Annotated in this window: 18 protein-coding genes; 7 read left to right on the forward strand and 11 right to left on the reverse strand. The window is 65.3% G+C overall.

Features of this window, described 5'->3' with window-relative positions; translation table 11 throughout:
- Nucleotides 1-129: 129 nt before the first annotated feature.
- The 5 genes from DLM85_RS07875 to DLM85_RS07895 form a co-directional block, all read right to left on the reverse strand.
- On the reverse strand, nt 130-1,710 hold the full coding sequence (locus DLM85_RS07875; protein ID WP_207890991.1) for a DUF1501 domain-containing protein: 1,581 nt from the start codon (nt 1,708-1,710) through the stop codon (nt 130-132).
- Nucleotides 1,711-1,829: 119 nt separating this feature from the next.
- Entirely contained in the window at nt 1,830-3,548 is a 1,719-nt protein-coding gene (locus tag DLM85_RS07880) for a DUF1800 domain-containing protein (protein WP_111477570.1), read from the reverse strand.
- Nucleotides 3,549-3,912: 364 nt separating this feature from the next.
- A complete protein-coding gene (locus tag DLM85_RS07885) occupies nt 3,913-7,197 on the reverse strand; it encodes a T9SS type A sorting domain-containing protein (RefSeq protein WP_111477571.1) in 3,285 nt (1,094 codons plus the stop codon).
- A 180-nt stretch (nt 7,198-7,377) separates the two neighbouring features.
- Nucleotides 7,378-8,178, reverse strand: coding sequence for an enoyl-CoA hydratase-related protein (locus tag DLM85_RS07890; protein WP_111477572.1), 801 nt, complete (start codon nt 8,176-8,178; stop codon nt 7,378-7,380).
- A gap of 297 nt (nt 8,179-8,475) precedes the next feature.
- Complete coding sequence (locus DLM85_RS07895) at nt 8,476-9,180, reverse strand: 2-C-methyl-D-erythritol 4-phosphate cytidylyltransferase (RefSeq protein ID WP_243635899.1); 705 nt, start codon at nt 9,178-9,180, stop codon at nt 8,476-8,478.
- A gap of 131 nt (nt 9,181-9,311) precedes the next feature.
- On the opposite strand from DLM85_RS07895, the gene DLM85_RS07900 reads away from it, so the two are divergent.
- Complete coding sequence (locus tag DLM85_RS07900; RefSeq protein WP_207890992.1) at nt 9,312-9,659, forward strand: hypothetical protein; 348 nt, start codon at nt 9,312-9,314, stop codon at nt 9,657-9,659.
- A gap of 109 nt (nt 9,660-9,768) precedes the next feature.
- On the opposite strand, the gene queA is transcribed toward DLM85_RS07900, so the two are convergent.
- Nucleotides 9,769-10,821 (reverse strand): tRNA preQ1(34) S-adenosylmethionine ribosyltransferase-isomerase QueA, encoded by a 1,053-nt coding sequence (gene queA / locus DLM85_RS07905; RefSeq protein WP_111477573.1) that lies wholly within the window; start codon nt 10,819-10,821, stop codon nt 9,769-9,771.
- Between the two features lie 214 nt (nt 10,822-11,035).
- Between queA and DLM85_RS07910 the strand changes: the two genes are divergently transcribed.
- The 5 genes from DLM85_RS07910 (at nt 11,036) to DLM85_RS07930 (ending at nt 16,423) form a co-directional block, all read left to right on the forward strand.
- Nucleotides 11,036-12,298: an ABC transporter permease gene (locus DLM85_RS07910; RefSeq protein WP_111477574.1), complete on the forward strand. Its 1,263-nt coding sequence runs from the start codon at nt 11,036-11,038 to the stop codon at nt 12,296-12,298.
- 320 nt (nt 12,299-12,618) lie between these two features.
- The gene (locus tag DLM85_RS07915; RefSeq protein WP_111477575.1) at nt 12,619-13,482 is read left to right on the forward strand and encodes an LOG family protein; all 864 of its coding nucleotides are present in this window, start codon (nt 12,619-12,621) and stop codon (nt 13,480-13,482) included.
- A 159-nt stretch (nt 13,483-13,641) separates the two neighbouring features.
- Entirely contained in the window at nt 13,642-14,274 is a 633-nt protein-coding gene (locus tag DLM85_RS07920) for an RBBP9/YdeN family alpha/beta hydrolase (protein WP_111477576.1), read from the forward strand.
- 266 nt (nt 14,275-14,540) lie between these two features.
- Entirely contained in the window at nt 14,541-15,173 is a 633-nt protein-coding gene (locus DLM85_RS07925; RefSeq protein ID WP_111477577.1) for an RBBP9/YdeN family alpha/beta hydrolase, read from the forward strand.
- 74 nt (nt 15,174-15,247) lie between these two features.
- A complete protein-coding gene (locus DLM85_RS07930; protein ID WP_111477578.1) occupies nt 15,248-16,423 on the forward strand; it encodes a lycopene cyclase family protein in 1,176 nt (391 codons plus the stop codon).
- A 102-nt stretch (nt 16,424-16,525) separates the two neighbouring features.
- Here the strand turns inward: DLM85_RS07930 and DLM85_RS07935 are convergent, their stop codons facing one another.
- The 3 genes from DLM85_RS07935 to DLM85_RS07945 all read right to left on the reverse strand — a co-directional run bounded on the left by DLM85_RS07935 (nt 16,526) and on the right by DLM85_RS07945 (nt 19,032).
- On the reverse strand, nt 16,526-17,308 hold the full coding sequence (locus DLM85_RS07935) for an ABC transporter ATP-binding protein (protein WP_111477579.1): 783 nt from the start codon (nt 17,306-17,308) through the stop codon (nt 16,526-16,528).
- Between the two features lie 50 nt (nt 17,309-17,358).
- Nucleotides 17,359-17,580 carry a DUF2795 domain-containing protein gene (locus DLM85_RS07940; RefSeq protein WP_022821757.1) on the reverse strand — a complete coding sequence of 74 codons (222 nt, stop codon included), beginning with the start codon at nt 17,578-17,580 and terminating at the stop codon, nt 17,359-17,361.
- A 147-nt stretch (nt 17,581-17,727) separates the two neighbouring features.
- Entirely contained in the window at nt 17,728-19,032 is a 1,305-nt protein-coding gene (locus DLM85_RS07945; RefSeq protein ID WP_111477580.1) for a DUF349 domain-containing protein, read from the reverse strand.
- A 541-nt stretch (nt 19,033-19,573) separates the two neighbouring features.
- On the opposite strand from DLM85_RS07945, the gene ettA reads away from it, so the two are divergent.
- Nucleotides 19,574-21,241 (forward strand): energy-dependent translational throttle protein EttA, encoded by a 1,668-nt coding sequence (gene ettA, locus DLM85_RS07950; RefSeq protein ID WP_111477581.1) that lies wholly within the window; start codon nt 19,574-19,576, stop codon nt 21,239-21,241.
- 580 nt (nt 21,242-21,821) lie between these two features.
- On the opposite strand, the gene DLM85_RS07960 is transcribed toward ettA, so the two are convergent.
- Both DLM85_RS07960 and DLM85_RS07965 read right to left on the reverse strand, forming a co-directional pair.
- Nucleotides 21,822-22,268, reverse strand: coding sequence for a carboxypeptidase-like regulatory domain-containing protein (locus DLM85_RS07960; protein ID WP_111477583.1), 447 nt, complete (start codon nt 22,266-22,268; stop codon nt 21,822-21,824).
- Between the two features lie 329 nt (nt 22,269-22,597).
- On the reverse strand, nt 22,598-23,236 hold the full coding sequence (locus DLM85_RS07965; protein WP_165822058.1) for a response regulator transcription factor: 639 nt from the start codon (nt 23,234-23,236) through the stop codon (nt 22,598-22,600).
- Nucleotides 23,237-23,258 lie beyond the last annotated feature (22 nt).

Consider the following 23,258-nt stretch of genomic DNA (forward strand, 5'->3'; position numbering starts at 1 on the left):
TGGCGGAGGCCGGCGGGCGTGTTTGGGCATTACGCAAAACTCCCCGCCAAGGCTACGCCCGAGCGGGGAGTTTTTCAAGTTTTGATGGTAACGGTTGAGGTTGGCCGGCAAATTCGGCGGGCCAAACCCTTACTCCACCACCACCAGCCGGGTGCTCAGGCGCGAGCCTTCCTGCACGTGGCAGTAGTAAGTGCCCGCCGCCAGCGCCGTGGCATCGAGCGGGAGCTGCTGCGGGCCGCGGGGCAGGGCGCGGTCCGCCAGGCGACTGATTTCGCGGCCGGTGCCGTCGAAGAGCAATACCTGCACGTGGCCGCCGTCGGCGTCGAAGGTGATGGTGGCCCGCTCGCGCACGGGGTTGGGGTACACGCTGAAGTTGGGCACGTTCACGTCGGCGGCCGCGGTGGTGCCGGTGGCCACGCCGGCGCGCAATACGGGCACGTAGGGGAAAGCGCGGCCGAACAGCGCGCTGAGCGTGGCGGCGGGTACCGAGAACCAGTCCTGCAGAATGGAGGCGTACACCGAGCGGAAATCGTACTGCATCGGCACGTTGTCGTTGACGCCCGCGTTGGCCGGCACCTGCACGTTCTGGCCGTGGATGCGCGGGTTCACGCTGGTGCCGAACACCAGCAGCGGAGCCGCCGCGCCGTGGTCGGTGCCCTTGCCCGAGTTGGCCTTGATGCGCCGCCCGAACTCGGAAAACGTCAGGCCCACCACGCGGTCCTGCACGCCGAGGCGGCGCAAATCGTCCTGGAAAGCCTCGACGGCCTGCGACACCTTGCCCAGCAGCGTGGCGTGGGTGCCGGTGGCGGTGCTGCCGGTGGCCGGCACCTGCAGGGCGTGGGTGTCGAAGCCGCCGAGGTTGACGCAGTAGATGCGCGTCTGCAGCCCGCCGGCAATCAGCTGGGCCACGATTTTGAGCTGGTCGGCCAGGGCATTCTGGCCGGCGGTGGGCCACATGGGCGAGAGGTTGCTGGCCGCCCGCGCCGCCCGCTGAATGGCCGTGGTGTACACCTGTGTCTGCTGCACCACCTGCCGGATAAACGTCAGCTCGTGGCCCGCCGGCGTGTTCGGGGCGGTATCGACGGTGCCGGTGAGCAGCTGGTAGAACGAGCTGGTGCTGGCAATGGCCATGCCCATGTTCACGGCGGGGCCCTGCACGCAGTTGCTCACCACCGAGCCGACGGTAATGGCCAGCGGGTCGGGGTTTTGGGTGCTGGGGTAGCCGGTGGGAAAGCCCGGAAACTCGCCGTCGAGGTAGCGGCCGGCCCAGCCGGTGTTCCAGGTCACGTTGGAGTCGGAGGCCGAGGTCCAGATGTCGGTGGCGCGGAAGTGCGAGAAGTTGGGGTTGGGGTAGCCCACGCTCTGCACCACGCCGATTTTGCCGTTGTCGTAGAGCGACTTGACGCCCGTCATGGCCGGGTGCAGGCCGGTGAGCGTGGTCAGCGGCAGCACCTGGGCCTGCGGAATGGCAATGTCGGGCCGGGCCGTCATCAGCCCGCTGTACTGGTCCAGCGGAATGACCATGTTCAGCCCGTCGTTGCCGCCGTTGAGCTGCACGAGCACCAGCACGCGGTCGGTCTGAATGGAAGTGTTGACCAACGCCGCCAGCACCGCGTTTTCCTGGCCATAAGCCGCCACCGGGAAGCCGTTCAGCAGCACCGGCAGCACCGCCCCCGCCGCCGCGGTCTGGATAAATTCTCTGCGTTTCATCAGAAGATGGTCAAATGGTGAGGTGGTGATTGGTGAGGTTGATGTTCCGGAGGCCAGCACTGCGCAGCTTGCGCAATCAGCACGGCACTCACCAGTTCACCACCTCACCATTTCACCACTTAGCTGAGTTGGTATTCGGCCTGGCTGAGCATGGCCTTGAGCAGCGCGCGGAGCTTGGTGGCCACGGCGTTTTTCTTGGCCGTGTTGGTGGGCGCGGCCAGGTACTGGTTCCACTCGTCGGTCCACTCGAAGTCGGGCAGGCCGGGCAGCAGCGTGTCGTTGAGGTAGGCCAGCTGGCTGGTGGTCAGCGCGAAGGGCATCAGCACGTCGACAAAGGCCTGGATGAGCAGGTTCGGGTCCTGGGCGGTGGCGGCGGGCAGGCTCTGGGCCCAGGCCACCGGGTCGACGATGAGCTGGAAGCCCGAGCGGGTGACGCCGGTGCTGGTGAGCAGCGCGTCGGATACCTGGGTGCGGCGCGGCAGCGTCACGGCGTTGATCCACAGTTCGTTGAACTGCGGGGTCTGCCAATAGGCGGGCCAGCCGGCCACGTTGGGCGGGTCGCCCAGGTACTGCTGCTGCAGGTTGGTCAGCCCGTTGAAGTAGTCCCACACCGCGTACTGCTGAGCCACGTTGGCGGAAGTGGGCTGGGCTACTTCCAGCTGGCGCAGCAGGCCCAGGCTGAAGTCGAGCGGGCTTTTGATGTAGCAGCCCACGTTCACCGCGTCGAAGAAGTGCTCGGAGGCCAGCAGCGTGCGCAGCACCGGCCCGATGTTGTAGCCGTTTTGCTGCAGCTGGGTGGCCAGGGGCTGGATGATGTTCTGCTCGGTTGTCGCGTCGATGACGTAGTACACAAACCAGCGGTAGAGCTTGCGCACGAGGTGGCGGGCGGTTTCGGCCTGCCCGAAAATCATGTCGACCAGCGTCTTGTACTCCTGGTCGCCGCCGTTCGGAATGGCCTGGTTCTGAAACGCGCCGCTGAACTGCTTGACCGTCGTGTCGTGGCGCGAAGCGGTGTAGTAGCCGGCAATGGTGGTGGCGTTGTCGCGCCAGCCGGTAAGCACCTTGGCGGCGGCCTGCACGTCGGCCTCGGTGTAATTGGTGTAGTTGCCGGTGCCGATGAGCGGGCCTTTGCCCACCGTAAACAGTTCCAGCAGCTCGCGGCCGTAGTTTTCGTTGGGGGCGGTGGCGGTGCTCTGGTTGCCGTTGAGGTAGCGCAGCATGGCCGGGGCCACGGTCACGTCCTTGCACAGCTGCTTCACGTTGCCCAGGGCCTGCCCGCGCAGCAGCTCGGCGTAGTGGTAGCCGTAGCGCGCGTCGTTGATGTCGGCCAGCTCAACGACGAAGTGGTTGTGCCAGAACAGCCACATCTTGCCCTGCAGGGTACTGCCCTGCAGCAGCTGGCCCAGCCACCAGGCCCGCAGCGCGGAGCGTCGCACGCCCTCGAAGTTCTGGTCGAAAGCCTGCGTCACCCAAGTCTGCCCGATGGCCACGCTCGTGTCGGTGGCCGAGACGTTGACCGGCGGCGCGGGCGTCGCGGGGGCCGTCAGCAGCGTGGTCAGCACCTGCGAGAGGGTGGAGCTGGCCGCCGCCGCCAGTTGCGCCCGCGTGGGCCCGAACAGGCAGCGCCGCAGCAGGTGCGCCGCCTGCGCCGTACCCCAGGGGCCGGCATAGGCCGCCAGGCCCGCGTTGGTGCGCGGCAGCACCGGCAGCGTTTTGTTGGCGTAGGGGCTGAGGGTTTCGCCGGGCGGATCGGTTTGCGGCACTAAAGGCCCGGCCGGCACTGCCGCCGGGGCCGTCAGTGCCGAAGCCGGTTTGCGGAGAAAAGCTCTACGGTCCATAGGCAGGGGTTTTGGTCGGAAGAGGCCGGTTGACCGGCGCGTGGTTGACTTGCGGGCCGGTTGTAACCCCTAAGATGCGTAGGAATAGTGAAAGTTTAATGATGGGTATACTTCAATTTTAATTTTATTTTAAGCTGACTGCCGTGGTCCTGCGCCAGCGTTCCGGGTGAAGTGTCGAAACGGGCACCCGACGATGGCCGGCGCCGAGGCTGTACCAGCGGAAGCACGGCCCGGCTTCAAACCGGAAGCCGCGTCAAATGCAACAGGCCGCCGTGCTACGCGCAGCACGGCGGCCTATTGGCTTACTGTTGTCTCAGGCCGGAGCCGGCAGTTGTTGCGGCTTCCGGGGCTGCAGCGGTAGGACTTACTCCACAATCAGCCGCTGGCTGGCCGGGCCGCAGCGCAGCACGTACACGCCGGCCGGCAGCCCGCGCAGGTCCAGCGTGGTTTCGGCCTTACCGCTCACCGCGGGGTAATGGCGCACGGCGCGGCCCAGGGCATCGAGCAGGACGGGCTGGGCGCCGGCGGCCGGGCGGTGCAGGATGACGTGGGTGCGGGCCGGGTTAGGGTACAGGGCCAGGGCTGCGCGGCTGCGGCCCGGGGTCGTGGCCAGCAGCAGCGGATCGGAGAGGACGCCCAGGGCCGCCACGGCGACACCCTCGGGGCTGCTGACCACGAGGCTGCCAAAACCGGCCAGCGGCGTGACGCTGCCGCCCACCACCACCTGCCCGCCGGCGTCCAGCGCCAGCGCCCGGAAGCTGTCGGGGCCGAGGCCCCCGGCGGCCCGGGCCCAGCGTACGCTGGCGGTGCTGCCGTTGTCGTCGAGGCGCAGCACCAGGCCATCGGAGCTGCCGGCGCTGCGCAGGGGCGTGCCGGCGTAGGTTTCGGTGCCGGCCAGGGACGTCGCGGCGTACAGGCCCGTGCCGTTCACGGCGGTCTGGTACACCGTGCTGTTGAGCAGCTGCACCCAGCCGAAGCTCAGGTTGCCGCCGGTGTCGATGACTTTCGCCACGAAGCCGAGGCCGGTGCCGGCAACGGTCGCGCCCGTCCAGGCGGCCGCGCTGCCGTTGCGCCCCGCCACGTAGAGTGTGCCGCCGGGGCCGGCCGTCAGCCCGAACACAAACTCGCTGCCGGTGCCGCCCGCCCGGATGGCGCCCGTAAAGCTGGCCGAGGTGCCGTTGTCGATCAGGCGGGCCACGGCCACGTCGCCGGGGCCGTTGGCGCCGCCGGCCGCCGATACGGTGGTGCTGCCGAAGGTGACGTTGCCGTAGAGCACGCCGCTCACGTACACCGTCGAGCCGCTGACGCTCAGGCCATACACGTTGACGGTGCTCAGGTTGCTCGCGTTGGCATTGCCGATGCCCTTGATCCAGTTGCAGGTGCTGGTGCTGCCGTTGTCGGTGAGGCGGGCCACGTAGCCGTCATCGAGGCTGTTGTTGACGCCCAGCGTCTGGTTGCCAATGGTGAGGGCCGCCCCGAGAAAGTCGCCGCCCACGTACACGTTGTTGCCGCTGGCCGCCAGGGCCTCCACGTACACGCCGGAGCCGTCGTCGAGCATCTGGGCCCAGGTGAAGCTGCCCGAGGTGCCCGCGTCGGTGAGCTTGGCCACGTAGCCGTTCAGAAACGACTGCCCGGCCGTCAGGGTCGTGCCGCCAAACGTGGCCGTCTGCGTGTAGAACTGGCCCGCCACGTAGATGTTGTTGCCGCTCACCACCAGGCCGCCGTAGGTGTCGTCGGTGCTGGTGCCGCCGGCCCGTACGGCCCAGCTGTAGGTGGCCGTGGCCGGGTCGAACTTGGCCACGAACACGTCGGTGCCGCCCGCGCTGGTGAGCGTGGTGCTGCCCAGCGTGAGGCTGCCGCTGAATTCGCCGGCTACCACCACCGAGCCGTTGGCCATGGGCGCGGCCCAGCGCACGAGGCTGGCCGTATTTGCCGTCGACGCGCGCTGCCAGGCCGGGGCGGAGTTGTTGGCGGTCAGCACGGTGTAGCTCACCAGGCCGTTGCTGGTGCCGCTGGCCGTGGTCACGTTCACGGGGCCCGACTGCGCCCCCGCTGGCACCACCACGCCGCTGATCTGCGTGCCGCTGGCGTTGACGGTGAAGCCCGACGTGACCACGTTGTTGGCGCTGCCGCTGAAGGCAACGGCCGTCGTGCCGGTCAGGCCCTGGCCGTAGAGCGTCACGGTCGAGCCCGTCAGCCCGGCGTTGGGCGCCGCCAGGGTCAGCAGCGGGGCCGGGTCAGACAGGGTGGCCACGTAGCCGGGGCGCACCCCGGCGTTGGTGCCGATGCTGAAGCCGGTGCCGAAGGCGGCGGGCGTCGTTACCTGCCCGGCCGCGTACCAGGTGCGGGTATCGAGGCGCCCCACGCTGCTGGCGTAGTCGGCCCCGGTGCCTCCGGCCTGCTGCGCCCCCACGAAGCTGCCCGTGCTGCCCGCGTCGGCCACCTTGGCCACCAGCACGTCGCTGCTGCCGGCGCTGGTGAGCGTGCGGCTGCCGAAGCTGGCCGTGCCCCCGAAGGTGCCGGCCGCGTACAGGCTGGTGCCGTAGAGGCCCAGGCCGTTGATGCTGTTCGAGGCATCGGTGCTGGTGCCGCCGTTTTGCAGGGCCCAGGCAAAGCTAGCCGAGCTGCCCGCGTCGGTGAGCTTGCTCACGAACAGGTTGGCCACGCCGCTGTTGGTGAGCGTGGTGCTGCCGAAAGCGGCGCTGCTGCTGCGGTAGCTGCCGCCCACGTACACGCTGCTGCCGGCAGCCAGCAGGCTGCGGGCGTAGTCGTCGCCCGGGCCGCCGGCCTGCTGGGCCCAGAGCTGGGTGGTGAGGTTGAGGTAGTCCAGCTTCAGCACAAACGCGTCGCGGCCGCCGGCACTGGCCAGGGGGCCGCCGGGCATGGTATTCGCGGCGTTGCTGAAGATGCCCGCCGCGTACACGGCCCCGTTCAGGTACTGCAGGGCCGTTACTTCTTCGCCCGCCGGCACCACCGGCGCCGGGCTGGCGGGCATGGTCAGGTTGACGGGGTAGTAGCGGGCCACGAAGCCGCCCGCGTCGGGCAGCGTGTAGTTGTCGAAGGTGGCGCTGCCGCCGCTGGTGCCGCCCAGGTAGAGGTAAGTGGTGGCAAAGTTGCTCAGGGCGTTGGCGTAGTCGTTGGCGGTGCCGCCGGCCCGCTTGGCCCAGTTCACCGAGACCGTGTTGCCCGTTTCGATCAGGCGCATCAGAAAGATGTCGCTGTTGCCGGCCTGGGCGTTGATCAGGGCCGGGCGGGTGCCCAGCGTCAGGCTCTGGCTCACGAAGTTGCCGGCCACGTACACGTTGGTGCCCGATAGGGCAATGGCCGTGGCCAGGTTGCGGCCGGTGGTCGTGGTGCTGGTGCCCTTCAGCGCCCAGGCAAAGCCGCTGTTCGGGTTCCACTTGGCCACGAACAGCTCCTGGCCGTTGGGCGTGTTCAGGGTGGTGCTGCCCAGCACCACCGTGCCGGCAAAGCCGCCGGCGAGGTATACGTTGCCGGCCGCGTCGGCGGCGGTGGCCTGCACCTGCACGTCGCCGGCCAGGGCTACGGCGGTCTGCCAGTCAGGAGTTTGGGCCCGGGCGGCGCTGGCCAGCAGGCACAGCAGCGCGGCCAGCAGGTTGTTGAGGTTGAACCGTAAAGGGTGTCGCATAAAATGAAAAAAGGATTGAGGACGCAAATTAATTAGCCAGTCGGGTAGTATCGACCGCCCAACGCGGCGCCGGGGGCCGGGCAGCGGTCCGGCCAGGCGGCCGGTGCGCCTCCGACGCCACGCGGCCGGTCTTCAGCGCTGAAGACCGGCCGCGTGGCGTCGGGGCAGGAAGCGGAAATCTTATCGGCCCTGAAACGCGGGCTTGCGCTTTTCGCTGAAGGCCAGCACGCCCTCCTTGTAGTCGGCGCTTTCGCCCGCTATCTGCTGGCAGTAGGCTTCGTAATCGAGCATTTCGTCGAGCGAGGCGGCCCCCGACTTGTTCAGCATCTGCTTGATGAGGCCGATGGCCTTGGTGGGCGCGGCGGCGTAGCGGGCCGCCAGGCCGTAGGCGGCTTCGTCGAGCTGCTCGGGCGCCACCACTTGGTTCACCAGGCCCAGGCGCAGGGCCTCGTCGGCGGGCACCTTCGAGCCGAGGGCACACAGCTCGAAGGCCTTCAGGCTGCCCACGAGGCGCGGCAGGAAGTACGAGGAGCCCGAGTCGGGCACCAGGCCAATGTTGATGAACACCTCGATCAGCGAGGCGTCGGTGGAGGCCACAATGGCGTCGCAGGCCAGGGCCAGGGAGCAGCCGGCGCCGGCCGCCACGCCGTTGAGGCGGCAGATGATGGGCTTGGGCAGCCCGCGCATGGCCCGGATGATGGGGTTGTAGCGCTTGTGCAGCGAGTCGTAGAAGGAGCGGCTGCCGCCGTCGGCCTCGGCCTGCTGCGAGGCCTTCAGGTCCTGGCCCGAGCAGAAGGCGCGGCCGGCGCCGGTCAGCACCACGGCCCGCACCTGCGCGTCGCGGGCCACCTGCTTGAAGGCGTCCTGCAGCTCGTAGCTCTGCGCGTCGTTGAAGGCGTTGAACACCTCGGGGCGGTTCAGGGTGATGGTGGCCACGCCGTCGGGGCGCACCTCGTAGAGCAGGCTGGAGTATTCGGGCATTTCCAGTAGATGAGTGGGTGAGTGGATGCGGAAGCGTAAAAGTAGCTACGGCAGCTCACCCTGCCGTCATGGCGAGCGGAGCGAGGCAACCGCGGGAAGGCGCAGCCAATCCTTCCCCTCGCGGCACGACGGCACAACTGGCAATAACCGAAACCAGCACCGCCCGAACCGGTAGATGCCCGTTTCGGCCGGGCTCCTGGTACGGTTAGCTCGTTAGCCGGAGCCGATTGACGACGCCTTCCGGCGGGTGCTTGGGCCACGCCTCGCCATGTCAACCGGCAGCACCGCCAGCCGGTGCTACCCCAGCAGCGCTTCGGCCAGCAACAGGTCCTCCGGCGTGGTGATTTTCAGGTTGCGGTAGTCGCCCGGCACCAGCTGAATCGGGTGCAGGTCTTCCACCACGCTGGCGTCGTCGGTGAAGGTGGGCAGCTCGGGCAACTGGTAAGCGCGGCGCAGCAGCTCCAGCTCGAAGCACTGCGGCGTCTGCACCAGCCGCAGGCGCGCGCGGTCCAGGGCGTAGGAACCCGTCGCCGAGAGGCCGCGCACCGAGTCCTTGGGCGCCACGGCGGCCACGGCGGCCCCGTGCCGGGCGGCGGCCGCGTAGGTGTTTTCGATAACGCTGGTGGGGGTGAGGGGCCGCACGCCGTCGTGCACGGCCACCACGCCGGCACCGTAGTCCTTGAGCTGCGCCAGCCCCTGCCGCACCGAGGCCCAGCGCGTGGCGCCGCCCGTGGCCACCGTGAGGGCCAGCTCCGGCGCGTAGCGGGCGTGCAGCTCCTGCCACACGCTCAGCTGATCGGCGGGCAGCACCAGCACGAGGCGCGCCACCTTCAGACTCGGCTCGGCGAAGCGCCGCAGCGTGTGTACCAGCACCGGCTCCCCGCGCAGCTCCAGGAACTGCTTGGGGCGGTCGGCGCCCATGCGCGTGCCGCTGCCCCCGGCTACGATGATGGCCAGGCGGGTATCGGGGGAGGAAGTGATGGAAGCGGGAGCGGAGGACACGGGGAAGAAGGCTAAGCTGGCAAACAAAGGAGGCGTAAAAGTAAGCCCCCAGCGGCCACGAATCGGCCCGCAACCTCGGCGCCGGGGCTGCGTCTTAACGAGTTCAGGTTTTTCACCTTACGCTTTTCGTCATGAAACGAGCCGCTGAACATGGCGCCGGCGAAGCCGCCGGCACCACTCGCATACGCCGTCAGGCCATCGGGGCGCAGGCTACGGGCGCTTCGGCCATTGGCGCGCAGGCCACCGGTGCCGGGGCACGCGGGGCCCTGGCCATCGGGGCAGCGGCCATTGGGGCGCTGGCCGTCGGGGCCTTGGCGGTGGGTGTGGTAGCCATTCGGCGGCTGAGCGTGGCCCAGGCCCGGCTGCAGCGGCTGGAAGTCGGGGAGCTGACCATCCGGCGGCTGCAGGTCGACGAGCTGGTTGTGCGTAAAACCCTGAGCGTCCCCGGCTCATCGGCCGAGCGTAACCCGGCCGAATAACCAGGCAGGCGCCCACAAAAAAGCCCGGCTGCGGTTGGCTGCCGGGCTTTTGGGTAGAAGATAAGGCTACCGTGACTTGTTACGGGTCACCTGTTGCCTCATCACCTGCTTACAGAATCAGCATGGCGTCGCCGTAGCTGAAAAACTTATACTTCTCCTTGATGGCCGTCTGGTACGCCTCGATGAGCAGGTCGTAGCCGGCGAAGGCCGAGGCCAGCATCATCAGCGTGCTTTCCGGCATGTGGAAGTTGGTCAGCAGGCAGTTGGCAATCTTGAACTCGTAGGGCGGGAAGATAAACTTGTCCGTCCAACCCTCCGTGGGCTTCAGGCGGGCGTTGGCCGACACCGACGACTCCATGGCGCGCATGGAGGTGGTGCCCACCGCGCACACGCGCTTTTTCTGGTCGAGGGCCCGGTTCACCACCGTCGCCGACTCGGCCGGCACGATGAAGTTTTCCGAGTCCATCTTGTGCTTGGTCAGGTCCTCCACGTCGACGGGGCGGAACGTGCCCAGGCCCACGTGCATGGTCACCGGTACCATTTCCACGCCTTTGATTTCCAGGCGCTTGATAACCTCGCGGGTGAAGTGCAGCCCGGCCGACGGCGCGGCCACGGCACCCGTGTGCTTGGCGTAGATGGTCTGGTAGCGCTCCTTGTCGGCCGTTTCCGGCTCGCGGGTAATGACCTCCTTGGGCAGCGGTGTCTCGCCCAGGTCGTGCAGGGCTTTGTAGAAGTCCTCCTCCGGGCCGTCGAACAGGAACTTGATGGTCCGGCCGCGCGAGGTGGTGTTGTCGATGACCTCGGCCACCATCACGCCGTCGTCGTCGAAGTACAGCTTGTTGCCGACGCGGATTTTGCGGGCCGGGTCCACCAGCACGTCCCAGAGGTGGAGTTCCTTGTTCAGCTCGCGCAGCAGGAACACTTCAATCTTGGCGCCGGTTTTTTCTTTGTTGCCGTAGAGGCGGGCGGGAAATACCTTCGTGTCATTTACCACGAATACGTCGCCGTCGTCGAAGTATTCAATGATATCTTTGAAGGTGCGGTGCTCGATGCGGCCACTGTCGCGGTGCACCACCATCAGGCGCGACTCGTCGCGTTGCTTGGCGGGGTGCTGCGCTACCAGGGACTCGGGCAGTTCAAACTTAAACTCAGAAAGCTTCATGGCCGGCGTTGGGGACAGGCAACAATGCGGGGAGAATACGCATTTTTTTCGAGTTGCAAAAGTACGGAACCCGCCCGGATATATCGTTACCTTCCGCCCGAAAAAGGTGAAATGGTGAGATAGTGAACTAGTGAGTGCTGTTCCGAATGCCCGAACGTCAAACCTACCAATTCACCAACTCGCTAAGTCACTAAGCCACTAAGTCTCTGCTGCTATGAAAACCCTGCGCCTCACCTTTGAAAGCTTCCGGTTTGCCTGGCAGGCCCTGCAGGCCGATTTGCTGCGCACCATTCTTTCCCTGCTGGGCGTCACCATCGGCATCTTCGCCATCATTGCCGTCTTCACCGTGGTCGACTCACTCGAGGCCAGCATCCGGCAGAGCATGAGCTTCGTGGGCGACAAGGTGATATACGTGGCCAAGTGGCCCTGGGCCTTCGGCGGCGACTATCCCTGGTGGAAGTACTTCAACCGCCCCAGCCCTACCACCCGCGACTTCCGCCAGCTGCAGCGCCTGCTCACGCCGGAAAACCACCGGGGCATTGCCCTGTTTGCGGCCCGGGGCGGCAACACGCTCAAGGCCGGCTCCAATAGCCTGGAAAGCATCGCCCTGCAGGGCGTCACCTTCGATTACCGCCTGGTGTCCGACGTACCGGTGCAGGAAGGCCGCTATTTCACGCCTCAGGAGGTGGAGGCGGCCCGCAACGTGGCCGTGGTCGGCTACGACATTGCCCACAGCCTCTACCCCAACGGCTCGGCGGTGGGCCGCGAGTTTCAGACGCACGGCCGGCGCTTCGTCATCATCGGCGTGATGGAGCGCGAGGGCAAAAAGCTGATCGACACGCCCAGCAACGACACCAACTGCCTGTTGCCGCTGGGCGCCTTCACCAAGATTTACGCCCTGAGCACCGGCGGCATGGGTGGAGCGCAGGGTACCATCGGCATCAAGGGCTCCGACGACGACCCGGGCCTGCTCAACCTCGAAGCGGAGGTGCAGGGGGCCATGCGCACCATCCGCGGCCTGAAGCCCCGCGAGGAAGACGACTTCGCCCTGAACCGTCCCGAAATGCTGGCCGACGCCATTACCAAGCTGTTCAGCGTCATCGGCGTGGCCGGGGCGCTGATCGGCGGGCTGGCCACGCTGGTGGGCGGCTTCGGCATTGCCAACATTATGTTCGTGTCGGTGAAGGAGCGCACCAGTCTGATCGGGATTCAGAAGTCGCTCGGCGCCAAGAACTACTTTATTCTCTCGCAGTTTCTGTTCGAGGCCGTGTTTCTGTGCCTGCTCGGCGGGGCCGCCGGCCTGTTCCTAGTGTGGCTGGTCACGCTGATTCCCCAGGATTCCTTCCGCATCTTCATGACGCTGAACCGCATCATCCTGGGCCTGGGCCTGTCGGTGCTCATCGGCATCATCTCGGGCATCGTGCCGGCCGTGGTGGCGGCCATGATGGACCCCGTGGACGCCATCCGGGCGAAGTAAGAACGAACTGTTATGTCGAGCAACGCAAGACATCTGAGTAGACTCGTCCAACGAAGTCAACCCAGATGTCTCGCGTTGCTCGACATGACAGGCATGGGTAACCATAACAAATTCGCCATACTCGCTGGCTGGATGTTAACAAATTGTTAACTTGGGCGCCCATACTTTTGGTCGTTCCGCCGCGCAGGCGTCGAACGGCCTTTCTTTTGCCCCCTCATACATTCCCATTTCTCACTTCCCGGCCCGCCGTGCCTGAACCTGTGCGGTAGCATCAGCCCTTGACGACGAAGGCGGCCCGGCCCATTACCATCAGCGCGGCTATGACCAAACTGAAGAAAACCAGCAAAACCAAGCTTCAAGAAGAAGCCCACAACGTCGGCAGCGGCAAGACCATCGTGCAGCCCGACGTCAACGACAACAAGATTACCACCATCAGCGACCTGCGCGAGCAGGCCCACGGCGAGCGGACCACCCAGCTCGACGACGAGCACCGCATCCGCAAGGCCTTCGTTGACAAGGACTGGAACGAGATTAAGATTGCCGACTCCTGGCAGATCTTCAAGGTCATGGCCGAGTTCGTGGAGGGCTTCGAGAAGATGGCCAAAATCGGACCCTGCGTATCGGTGTTCGGCTCGGCCCGCACCAAGCCCGACAACCCCTACTACCAGCTGGCCGAGGAAATTGCGGCCAAGCTGGTGCGCCACGGCTACGGTGTTATCACCGGCGGCGGCCCCGGCATCATGGAAGCCGGCAACAAAGGTGCCCGCTCCGAGGGCGGTAAGTCGGTGGGCCTCAACATCGAGCTGCCCTTCGAGCAGACCCATAACATCTACATCGACCCGGACAAAGTCATCAACTTCGATTACTTCTTCGTGCGCAAGGTGATGTTCGTGAAGTACTCGCAGGGCTTCATCGGCATGCCCGGCGGCTTCGGCACCCTCGACGAGCTGTTCGAAGCCATTACCCTGATTCAGACCCGCAAAATCGGCCGTTTCCCCATCGTGCTGGTGGGCTCGGCCTACTGGAACGGGCTGTTTAAGTGGATCGAGGAGGTGATGCTGCACGAGGAGCACAACATCTCGGCCGAGGACATGCAACTGGTGCAAATCGTGGACGACGCGGCCTCGGCCGTGAAAATCATCGACGACTTCTACCAGAAGTACCTGCTCTCGCCGAACTTCTAACCGACTGCGGCGCAGCTGCGCAAAGCCTCCGGCCCGGCCGGAGGTTTTTTTAGTTTCTGCCGGGTCCAGGTTTGGTTATATGATATTATTTCAGTTATATGAAGTCGTGTTATTGTGCCGAAACGGATTTCGGCCGTTTTTCCTCACCCACCCTTCCTTATGAATCCCACCAAACACGTCTACATCATTCCGCGCTGGGGTGGTAACTCGGGCAGCGACTGGTACCCCTGGCTGAAGCAGCAGCTGGAACAAGCGGCGGCTGAGGATGGCTACCGCTACGAAGTGCATCCGCTGGACATGCCCGCCTGGGACGTGCCCGTTATCAGCCAGGCCGTGGAGCACCTGGCCCAGCTACTGCCGCCCGCCAAGCTGGCCGGGCAGGAGGTGTACTTGGTGGGCCACAGCGTGGGCTGCCTGGCTATTCTGCACTACCTGGCCGACATCAACCGGCAGGCCCCCGGCGCCCGGGTGGGCGGGGTGCTGTGTGTGGCCGGCTGGTTTATGGTCGATAGCCCCTGGCAGGACATCCTGCACTGGATGAACGCGCCCATCGACTACGAGCAGGCCCGCCAGGCTATTCCCGAAGACAAGCTGATGGTGCTGCTCTCGGATGATGACCCGTACACTTCGGCGTACCAGCAAAACGAAAAGCTGTGGCTGGAGCGGCTACAGGCCCGCGTGAGCATTCTGCCCGGTCGGCAGCACTTCAGCTCCCAGCTGGACCTGGACGTACGCGACGCCGTGCGCGACCTGGCCGGTGCCTTCGACCACACCGAAACGCTGCGGCAGTAGCCGCCCAAACCCTGCGCCGCCCGGCTTAAGCGCCGCCTTTCAAAGCAAGCCGGTGCAGGTACTTTGGCTGTTGATTATCAGTGCTTAGCGCAGCAGATGGTATTGTCTCAAAATGAGAAACCCCGGTACCTGCCGGGGTTTCTCATTTTGAGAAACTAAGACCATTTTGAGAAGATGTAAGTAAATAAGGCTCCGGCGTTTATACTTAGCCAATAATCAATGGGCCGGCAGAGCAGGCGCCGGGCCGGGCACGCAAATTATCTGGCATGGTTCCCGTCAAACACGTCTACATCATTCCGCGCTGGGGCGGCAATTCGGGCAGCGACTGGTACCCCTGGCTGAAACAGCAACTGGAAGCCTCCTCCGCAGAAGACCAGTGCTACTACGAAGTGAAGCCGCTGGACATGCCCGCCTGGCAGATTCCCACCGTCAGCAATGCCATCGACTACCTGGCGGAAATGCTGCCGGCGGAGCGGCTGCGCCAGGAGGAAACCTACTTGGTGGGTCACAGCGTGGGCTGCCTGGCTATTCTGCACCACCTGGCCGAAATAAACAAGCAGGACCCGCAGCTGCAGGTGGGCGGGGTGCTGTGCGTGGCCGGCTGGTTTCTCATCGACAACCCCTGGCAGGATATTCTGAACTGGATGAACGCCCCGGTGGACTACGACCGGGCCCGCTGCGCCATTCCGGCCGATAAGCTGGTGGTCATGCTCTCCGACGACGACCCCTACACCACTGGCTACCAGCAGAATGAAAAGCTGTGGCTGGAGCGCCTGAAGGCCCGCGTCAATATCCTGCCGGGGCGGCAGCACTTCAGCAACGCCCTCGACCCGGACGTGTGCGACGCCATCCGCGACATGACCGGGGCTTTTCTGCCGCCCTGGCTGGCTCGCGCGTAGCCCCGCCGGCCCGGAATCCGTAGCTTGGGGCGGGGCCGGAACGTCGAGGTCCCGTCACGCTACGTTTCCACCGATTGGAGCCCGAATACGATTACTTACTGGCCGGCAGCGGCGCGGCCGGCCTGAGCCTGGCTTACCACCTCAGCCAGGAACCCCGCCTGCAAGGCAAGCGGGTGCTGCTGCTGGAGCCCGCGGCCAAAGACCAGAACGACCGGACCTGGTCGTTCTGGACCGACCAGCCCACGCCCTACGACGCGGTGCTGGCGGCCGAGTGGCGGCAGCTGGTGTTTCGCAGCCCGCAGTTTGCGGCCGTGCTGCCGCTGCGGCGCTACCGCTACTGCACCCTGCGCGGCCTTGATTTTTACCGCTTCGTGCAGGCGGCCCTGGCAGCCCGGCCGGCGCAGTTTACGCGGGTGCCGGCCCACGTCGAAGAGCTGACGAACACGCCCGGCGGCGTGCGGGCCCGCACCTCGGCCGGCGAGTTTACGGCCCGCTACGCCTTCGACAGCCGCCCGCCCCAGCCCGTGCCGCGGCCCGACCGGCGCTACCTCTGGCAGCACTTTCTGGGCTGGGAGGTGGAAGCCGACTTCGACGCCTTCGACGCGGCCACGCCGGTGTTCATGGACTTCACCGTCGAGCAGCGGCAAGAATGCCGCTTCGTGTACGTGCTGCCCTTTGGCCCGCGCCGGGCGCTGGTGGAGTACACGCTGTTTTCGGGCCAGCTGCTGCCGCCGGCCGAATACGAGGCCGCATTACGGGACTACCTGGCCACGATGCTCAGCGGCCGGCCCTACCGCGTGGTGGAAACGGAAACCGGCGCCATCCCGATGACCGACCACCCTTTTGCGGCCCGCGACGGGGCCAATATCGTGAACCTGGGCACCCGCGGCGGGCGCGTGAAGGCCAGCACCGGCTACGCCTTTCTGCGCATGCAGCAGCAGGCCGCCCGTCTCACCGCGGCCCTGGCCGCTACCGGCGCCCTGCCCGCCGACCTGACCGGGGACCAGTGGCAGTTCCGCTTTTTCGACACCCTGCTGCTCGACATTATGCAGCGCCGGGGCGAGCAGACGCGCGACATTTTCGCCGAGCTGTTTCAGCGCAACCCGGTGGAGCGCATCCTGGATTTCCTGGACGAGCGCACCTCCTGGCCCGAAAATCTGCAGGTGATGAACTCGGTGACGCCCTGGCCGTTTCTGCGCTCCATCGGGCAGGTTTTGATTGGGCAGCCGGGAAAGCGGGCAGACAGGTAAGCAGATGAGCCAAAACAACGTCATCCTAAGCCTTAGCCAAGGACCTTCGGTTCGCTGCGCTCAGGATGACGTCCTTTTCTATTCACCTACCCCTCTACCTGCCTACTCCATCCTCGCCAGGCTCGCCTCGTCCTCCAGCCACGCGCGGGCGGCGTCGACAGAGGCGCGGCTGAGGGGCTGGAGCTGCGGCTCGGGAGCCGACATGTTCAGCAGGTAGCCGGGCATGGCGGGCAGCTGCTCCAGGTCGTGGGTGATGCAGAGGATGGTTTTGCGGTATTCTTGGCCCCAGCGGCGCAGCAGGCTGAACACGCGGCGGCGGTAGTACACGTCGAGCTGCTGGGTGGGCTCGTCGAGCAGCCAGAGGGCGGCGTCCTGCAGCCGCAGCTGGGCCAGCCACACGAGCTGCTGCTCGCCGCCGGAGAGCAGCGTGAAGTCGCGGTGGGCGAGGTGGGCGGCGCCCACCTCCCGCAGGGCCGCATCGGCCTGGGCGTAGTCGGCGGAGGTGTAGCCGGCCAGCAGGCCGCGGTGCTGCCGAAAGCGGCCCATCACCACCAGCTCGCGCACCTCGATGGGGAAGCCGACCACGTTGCGCTGCGGCAGGTGCGCCAGCAGGCCCTCCACGGCCGGACGGCGCACCGTGCGCAGGTCGCGCCCGGCTATTTCAACGGTGCCCTGGTAAGGCAGCTGGCCCGTCAGCACCCGGAACAGGGTGGTCTTGCCGGCGCCGTTGTGCCCCACGATGGCCACGAACGCGCCTTCGGGTACCGACAAAAAAAGGTTGCGGAGCAGAACGCGTCGTTCGTACCCCGCAACCAGATCGTCCGCGCGCAGCGCGAGAGGAGAATTGGCAGTTGTCAGTTGCGAGTTGTCAGTCGATAGACTCATCAGGCAGGCGGCTTGGGCCGGTAAAGATCCTGACAACTACTAACTGGCTCCTAATACTCGTCTTCGTTGAACATGAAGTCCTCCTTGGTCGGGTAGTCCGGCCATACTTCCTCGATGCTTTCGTAGGGCTGGCCGTCGTCTTCGAGGGCTTGCAGGTTTTCCACGACTTCCATCGGGGCGCCCGAGCGGATCGAGTAGTCGATCAGTTCGTCTTTGGTGGCCGGCCAGGGAGCGTCTTCCAGGTACGAGGCAAGTTCCAGAGTCCAGTACATAGTCAGGGTGTGCGTAAAAGGGGGGAAGTTGAGAAAGGGTATCGGGCGCGCCGCCCGCAAAAATCCGGCCGAGGGGTGGCCGGGCGACAAGGCGTCAGGAGAGGGCCGCGTATTGGGCTGACAACGCAAATGCGGCCGAAATGTTGGCTACTGCTGGTAGCGCAGGCGCAGGAACTCGATGAGGTCGTTTTTGGTGCGGATTTTCCGTTCGAACGCCCGGATTTTGCTCTGCAGCATGCTGCGGAATGCTTCGTTGCCGGGCGTGTCGGTGAGCTTGCCCAGGTTTTCTTCCAGCACCGATTGTTCCTGCCGGTCGTACTTGATGAAATCCTTGAGCGCGGCCACGCGCTGCGCGTACTGCTCGTCGGCCGGGGGCTTGGGGCCTTCCTGGGGCTGGCGCTTCCGGATGTAGTGCTCCAGCGAGCTGAGCTCGAACACCCGGTCGCAGGCGGAGAGGAACTGCTCCCACACCCGGTCCGACTCGGGGCCGCGCACGGGGCCGACCTTTTTCCAGGCCGTCTGCAGCTCCTTGGCGCGGGCCACGGCCTCGTGCATGGGGCGCTCCACCAGGGCTTCGGCCTCCTTCACCAGGTCGCGCTTGCGGGTGAGGTTGTCGTCCATGTAGTGGTCCTTGGCCTCGCTGCGCTTGGAGCTGATGTGCTCCTTCAGGCGGTCGAAAAAGCGGTTGTGGGCGGCGCGGAAGCGCGTCCACAGGTCGTTGGCCGTCTTGCGGGGCAAGGAGCCGCCCACTTCCTTCCACTGCTGCTGTAGCTCTTTGAGCTGGGCCGTGACGCCTTCCCAGTCGTCGGAGTTCTGCAGGGCTTCGGATTTGTGAATGAGCGACTTGTACTTCTCAAACGCCCGGTTGGTCATGGCCTTTTTATCGGCCTGGAACGCTTTCTTGCGGGTGTAGAAGTCTTCGACGGCAGCCTGGAAACGGTTTTCCATGTCGTCGGTCAGCTCCTTGGCCACCGGGCCGGTCTTGATCCAGGCCTGGCGCAAATCCTTGAGCACCTCGGCGCCGCCCTGCCAGTCCACGCTGGTGTGCAGGGCCTCGGCTTCCTCGATGATTTTGGCTTTGGTGGCGAGGTTTTTCTCGCGGTTGCGCGAGACGAGGGTGCGAATCTGCTCCTCGGCCTCGGTGAGGCGCTCGTGCAGGGCGGTGAAGTCGCCGAGGCCGTCGTAGGCCCCGATCTGCTCCTTCAGGTGCAGGGCCTTCATCAGGAACGAGCCCTTGTTCTCGGATTCGGTGATGCGCGCCAGCAGGTCGTCGACCTTGGTGCGGAAGCTCTCGAAGCGCTGGGCGAAGTAGATGAGGGCGGCGTCCTCGGTGTCTTTGACCTGCCCAACCTGGCGGGCCGGAAATTCCATGAAGGGACGCAACCAGACCTGGTCGCCTTCAATGTAGCCAAACTGACGGGCTTGGGTGAGCAGCTGGGTTTGCTGTTCCATACGGATACTAACCTACTGAATAGGTGCGGGGTGGTGGGTGGCGGAAAACGTCAAACGCACAAGTTTACGGGTTTCGTAACGACTTGGCGGTACGTAGGCGGACGAGCTTGGTTAGGCAATAAAACGAATGCGCGGCAGTCGGCGCCGGCATCCGCTGCCGGAAGTTGCATTATAACCTATATATGACGCAAGTAAACTTGTCAGGCTGTTTTCTGTAGCGCGGCTGGCGTAGCTTTGCGGAGGCGGGCGGCAAGGCGGCAGAACCAAGCCAGCCGTTTCGCCAGAACGTCATGTCAAGCGCAGCCGCAGCCTCTCGCGGGCGTCGTTTGCCTCACATTGAACGTCGTTCCGAGCTTGTCGAGGAATCTCGCGTGCTGACGTCCAGGCGTAACCTGCTCGTTGAGTTTACTCTTCAGCATCAGCACGCAAGATGTCTCGACTTCGCTCGACATGACGAACGCACGAAGCGGTAGAGCTGCTTCGGTAAGGTTCGCATGACGTTCTACAATTCCCTTTTGACTCCAACCCACAAGTTCTCTGCATGAGCGACCAGCCCACCATTATTTTCTCCATGGCGGGGGTAACCAAGGTGTACCCGCCCCAGAAACAGGTTCTCAAGAACATCTACCTCTCGTTTTTCTACGGCGCCAAAATCGGCGTGCTCGGCCTCAACGGCTCGGGTAAGTCCTCGCTGCTGAAGGTCATTGCCGGCGTCGACAAGCAGATCCAGGGCGAAGTCGTCTGGTCGCCGGGCTACTCGGTGGGCTACCTGGAGCAGGAGCCCCAGCTCGACCCGGCCAAGACGGTGCGCCAGGTGATTGAGGAGGGCGTGGCCGAAACGGTGGCCCTGCTCAAGGAGTTCGAGGAAATCAACGAAGCCTTCGGCGGCGAAGACCCCGACTTCGACAAGCTGCTGGAGCGCCAGGGCGTGGTGCAGGAGCGCCTCGACCAGCTCGACGCCTGGAACCTCGACAACAAGCTGGAGCGCGCCATGGACGCGCTGCGCACGCCCCCCGAAGACGCCCTCATCGGCAACCTCTCGGGCGGGGAGAAGCGCCGCGTGGCCCTGTGCCGCCTGCTGCTGCAGGAGCCCGACGTGCTGCTGCTCGACGAACCCACCAACCACCTGGACGCCGAATCGGTGCTGTGGCTGGAGCAGCACCTGCAGCAGTACAAAGGCACCGTCATTGCCGTAACCCACGACCGGTACTTCCTCGACAACGTGGCCGGCTGGATCCTGGAGCTGGACCGCGGCGAGGGTATTCCGTGGAAGGGCAACTACTCCTCGTGGCTGGAGCAGAAGTCCAACCGCCTGGCCCAGGAGGAGAAAACCGAGAGCAAGCGCCAGAAGACGCTGCAGCGCGAGCTGGAATGGGTGCGTATGGCCCCGAAAGCGCGTCAGGCCAAGAGCAAGGCCCGCCTCGCCGGCTACGACAAGATGGTGACGGCCGACGCCAAGGAAAAGGAGCAGAAGCTGGAGCTGTTTATCCCCGACGGCCCGCGCCTGGGCGCCCAGGTGATTGAGGCCGAAGGGCTGAGCAAGGCCTTCGGCGACAAGCTGCTGTTCGAGAACCTCTCGTTTGCGCTGCCCCAGGGCGGCATCGTGGGCATCATCGGGCCGAACGGCGCCGGCAAAACCACGCTGTTCCGCCTTATCACCGACCAGATGCAGCCCGACGCGGGCACCTTCGTGGTGGGCCCCACCGTGCAGACGGCCTACGTGGACCAGCAGCACGACACGCTGGACCCCAACAAGTCGGTATTTGAAACCATCTCGGGCGGCACCGAAACCATGCTGCTGGCCGGCCGGCAGGTGAACTCGCGCGCCTACGTGAGCAACTTCAACTTCCGCGGCGGCGACCAGGAAAAGAAAGTCGGCTCGCTCTCGGGCGGGGAGCGGAACCGCGTGCACCTGGCCACCACCCTCAAGCAGGGCGCCAACCTGCTGCTGCTCGACGAACCGACCAACGACCTGGACGTTAACGCCATCCGCGCCCTGGAAGACGCACTGGAAAACTTCGCCGGCTGCGCCGTCATCATCAGCCACGACCGGTGGTTCCTCGACCGCCTGGCCACCCACATCCTCGCTTTCGAGGGCGACTCGCAGGTGGTGTGGTTCGAGGGCAACTTCTCGGATTACGAGGAGGCCAAGAAGAAGCGCCTGGGGGACGTGGAGCCCAAGCGGGTGCGGTACCGGAGCTTGGGGTAATACCCGATATGTAAATGCAAAGCGGCTTTTGCTTTGCAGATGCTCGGCCTTATGTAAAGAAGACGCATGTTTTCTCTACATAAGGCCGTTTTGCTAGTATTAATATTCTTCGCTTTACGCCTACTACCTCTGCTCGTACCAGTGTATTTATCAGCTATAGGCACGCCGACAGCCAATGGCTCCGCCTGCTGAACACTCACCTCAAACCCTTGGTTCGGGACCAGAAGCTGGAAATCTGGAGCGACAAGGATTTGCGCAAAGGGGAGCGGTGGCGTGACCGTACAATGGCAACTAGGATGCGAACAACTCGGAGGTTGATGGCGACAACTCAGAGCACGGCGGCGACGACTCGGAGATTGATGGCGACGTACTGGAGCAGCGTGGACTGTCACCGAATGCTTGCTCTCTGCCCCGGGCGCGCACCGCTCCAATCCCGCCTTTACTGCTTGGCCTGCGCCGTCGTCGGCACGGCGAAGCGCGGCGGCCGGGAGCCCCGCCCCGGCGGCTGCCCCCGGAAACGTCGCCGCCCGACCAGGCGTGAAACCTGGTCGGGCGGCGGCTGGGGGCTACCCGGAAGGTGCTAGCGAATCTTGCCCGTGTTGCTGGTCTTCTTGATGCGCCCGTCCGACTTGAACTTGGTGCCGGGCAGCGGTTCCAGGGTCACGTCCAGGGGCTGGCAGTTGGCCAGGGGTTGCTCCAGGCTGGTGTAGCCGGCGGCGGTGATGAGCAGCACCACGTCGCGCGGAATGGGCTTCTTGGAGGTGACGAGGTAGCGCCCCTCGGCGTTGGTGCTGAAGGCGTCGGTGACGAAAGCTTTGTCGCGGCTGCGCAGCATCACGGTGGCCCCGGTCAGGGGGTAGGCAAAGGCATCGGTGACGCGGCCGGTGAGCGTGGCGCATTCCAGCGTAGCGGGTGCCGCCGGCGCGGCGACGGTCTGGCTGCTGTCGGCGCGGGTAACGGTCGGCGGGGTTTGGGCCGCGGCGGCCAGGGGAAGCAAGCCGAGAACAAGAGTAGCTAGTTGTTTCATAGCAGGGGCAACATGCGGAGTAAGTGGTCGGGCCGGGGGCGGGCCCGGCCGGGGCTCAAGCGGTGCTTTCAGAGGGAAACAGGGTTGGAAGAACCGGCAAGCATCGGTGAAGATAACGAACAATTGGATTGGGTGTTGCGGCCCGGTGGAAAGATGATTGTAAGATAATTTGTATAACGCCGCCAGGCGCGGAGTCAGGGCGGGTATTAATTGCACTATTTATTAAGCGCCTGCGGGCTAGCTAGGGCTGTTTTTTGGATATTACCTGCAGGACTTTGGAAAGTGGCCGGGCCGGGCGCGTGGGAGCCGGAGGCTGGGGCCGGGCCGCGTCAGGGCGAAACCCAGCCCTTGCGTACCGCCTGGGCCACCAGGCCAATCAGGCTGCGGGCCCCGGTTTTCTGGAGCAGGGCCCGGCGGTGGCTTTCCACGGTGCGCACGCTCAGGCACAGCTGTTCGGCAATCTGCTGGTTGTTGCAGTCGCCCACTACCAGGCGCAGCACCTCCAGCTCCCGGGGGCTGAAAGGCGTAGGCGGGCCTGCAGGCTGGGCGGCCGCGCCCGGCAAACCGGGGCCGGCGCCAGCGGGGCTAAGCCAGGGGTGAATGGTTTGCACCAGCTCCTGCGGCGACGAATGCCGGGGCAGCAGGGTAGTGGCGCCGTGCAAAATCTTTTGTCGGCTGCGGGACGCGGGGCCTTGGGCCGTGAGCACCAGTACCGGCTGCTGGGGCCGGAAAGCGCGCATCTGGGCAATAAGTGTCAGCAGATCCTGACTGACGGCCGAACTGTCGAGCACGACGAGGGTGAATGCCTGCCGGTGAACCAGGGCCGGCACCTGGGCGGCGTCGAGGGCAAGGGTTAGCTCCAGCGCGGGCCAGGTGGTTTGCAGGGTAGCAAGCAGGCCTTGGCGGTAAAGGGTCGGGGGCGCCCCCACCAGAACCGAGCCCGGGGCGGCACTTGTGCAGGAAAGCATACGGGTAGCGGTAGGGTCATAC

Source organism: Hymenobacter edaphi (assembly GCF_003258365.1).
GTDB classification, from domain to species: Bacteria; Bacteroidota; Bacteroidia; order Cytophagales; family Hymenobacteraceae; genus Solirubrum; species Solirubrum edaphi.

Coding starts and splice junctions, on each gene's coding strand:
- DLM85_RS07940 (WP_022821757.1), bottom strand. CDS start 17,580: ATGTACTGGACTCTGGAACTTGCCTCGTACCTGGAAGACGCTCCCTGG.
- DLM85_RS07880 (WP_111477570.1), bottom strand. CDS start 3,548: ATGGACCGTAGAGCTTTTCTCCGCAAACCGGCTTCGGCACTGACGGCC.
- queA (WP_111477573.1), bottom strand. CDS start 10,821: ATGAAGCTTTCTGAGTTTAAGTTTGAACTGCCCGAGTCCCTGGTAGCG.
- ettA (WP_111477581.1), top strand. CDS start 19,574: ATGAGCGACCAGCCCACCATTATTTTCTCCATGGCGGGGGTAACCAAG.
- DLM85_RS07920 (WP_111477576.1), top strand. CDS start 13,642: ATGAATCCCACCAAACACGTCTACATCATTCCGCGCTGGGGTGGTAAC.
- DLM85_RS07935 (WP_111477579.1), bottom strand. CDS start 17,308: ATGAGTCTATCGACTGACAACTCGCAACTGACAACTGCCAATTCTCCT.
- DLM85_RS07890 (WP_111477572.1), bottom strand. CDS start 8,178: ATGCCCGAATACTCCAGCCTGCTCTACGAGGTGCGCCCCGACGGCGTG.
- DLM85_RS07960 (WP_111477583.1), bottom strand. CDS start 22,268: ATGAAACAACTAGCTACTCTTGTTCTCGGCTTGCTTCCCCTGGCCGCC.
- DLM85_RS07915 (WP_111477575.1), top strand. CDS start 12,619: ATGACCAAACTGAAGAAAACCAGCAAAACCAAGCTTCAAGAAGAAGCC.
- DLM85_RS07910 (WP_111477574.1), top strand. CDS start 11,036: ATGAAAACCCTGCGCCTCACCTTTGAAAGCTTCCGGTTTGCCTGGCAG.
- DLM85_RS07965 (WP_165822058.1), bottom strand. CDS start 23,236: ATGCTTTCCTGCACAAGTGCCGCCCCGGGCTCGGTTCTGGTGGGGGCG.
- DLM85_RS07885 (WP_111477571.1), bottom strand. CDS start 7,197: ATGCGACACCCTTTACGGTTCAACCTCAACAACCTGCTGGCCGCGCTG.
- DLM85_RS07945 (WP_111477580.1), bottom strand. CDS start 19,032: ATGGAACAGCAAACCCAGCTGCTCACCCAAGCCCGTCAGTTTGGCTAC.
- DLM85_RS07875 (WP_207890991.1), bottom strand. CDS start 1,710: ATGAAACGCAGAGAATTTATCCAGACCGCGGCGGCGGGGGCGGTGCTG.
- DLM85_RS07925 (WP_111477577.1), top strand. CDS start 14,541: ATGGTTCCCGTCAAACACGTCTACATCATTCCGCGCTGGGGCGGCAAT.
- DLM85_RS07900 (WP_207890992.1), top strand. CDS start 9,312: ATGAAACGAGCCGCTGAACATGGCGCCGGCGAAGCCGCCGGCACCACT.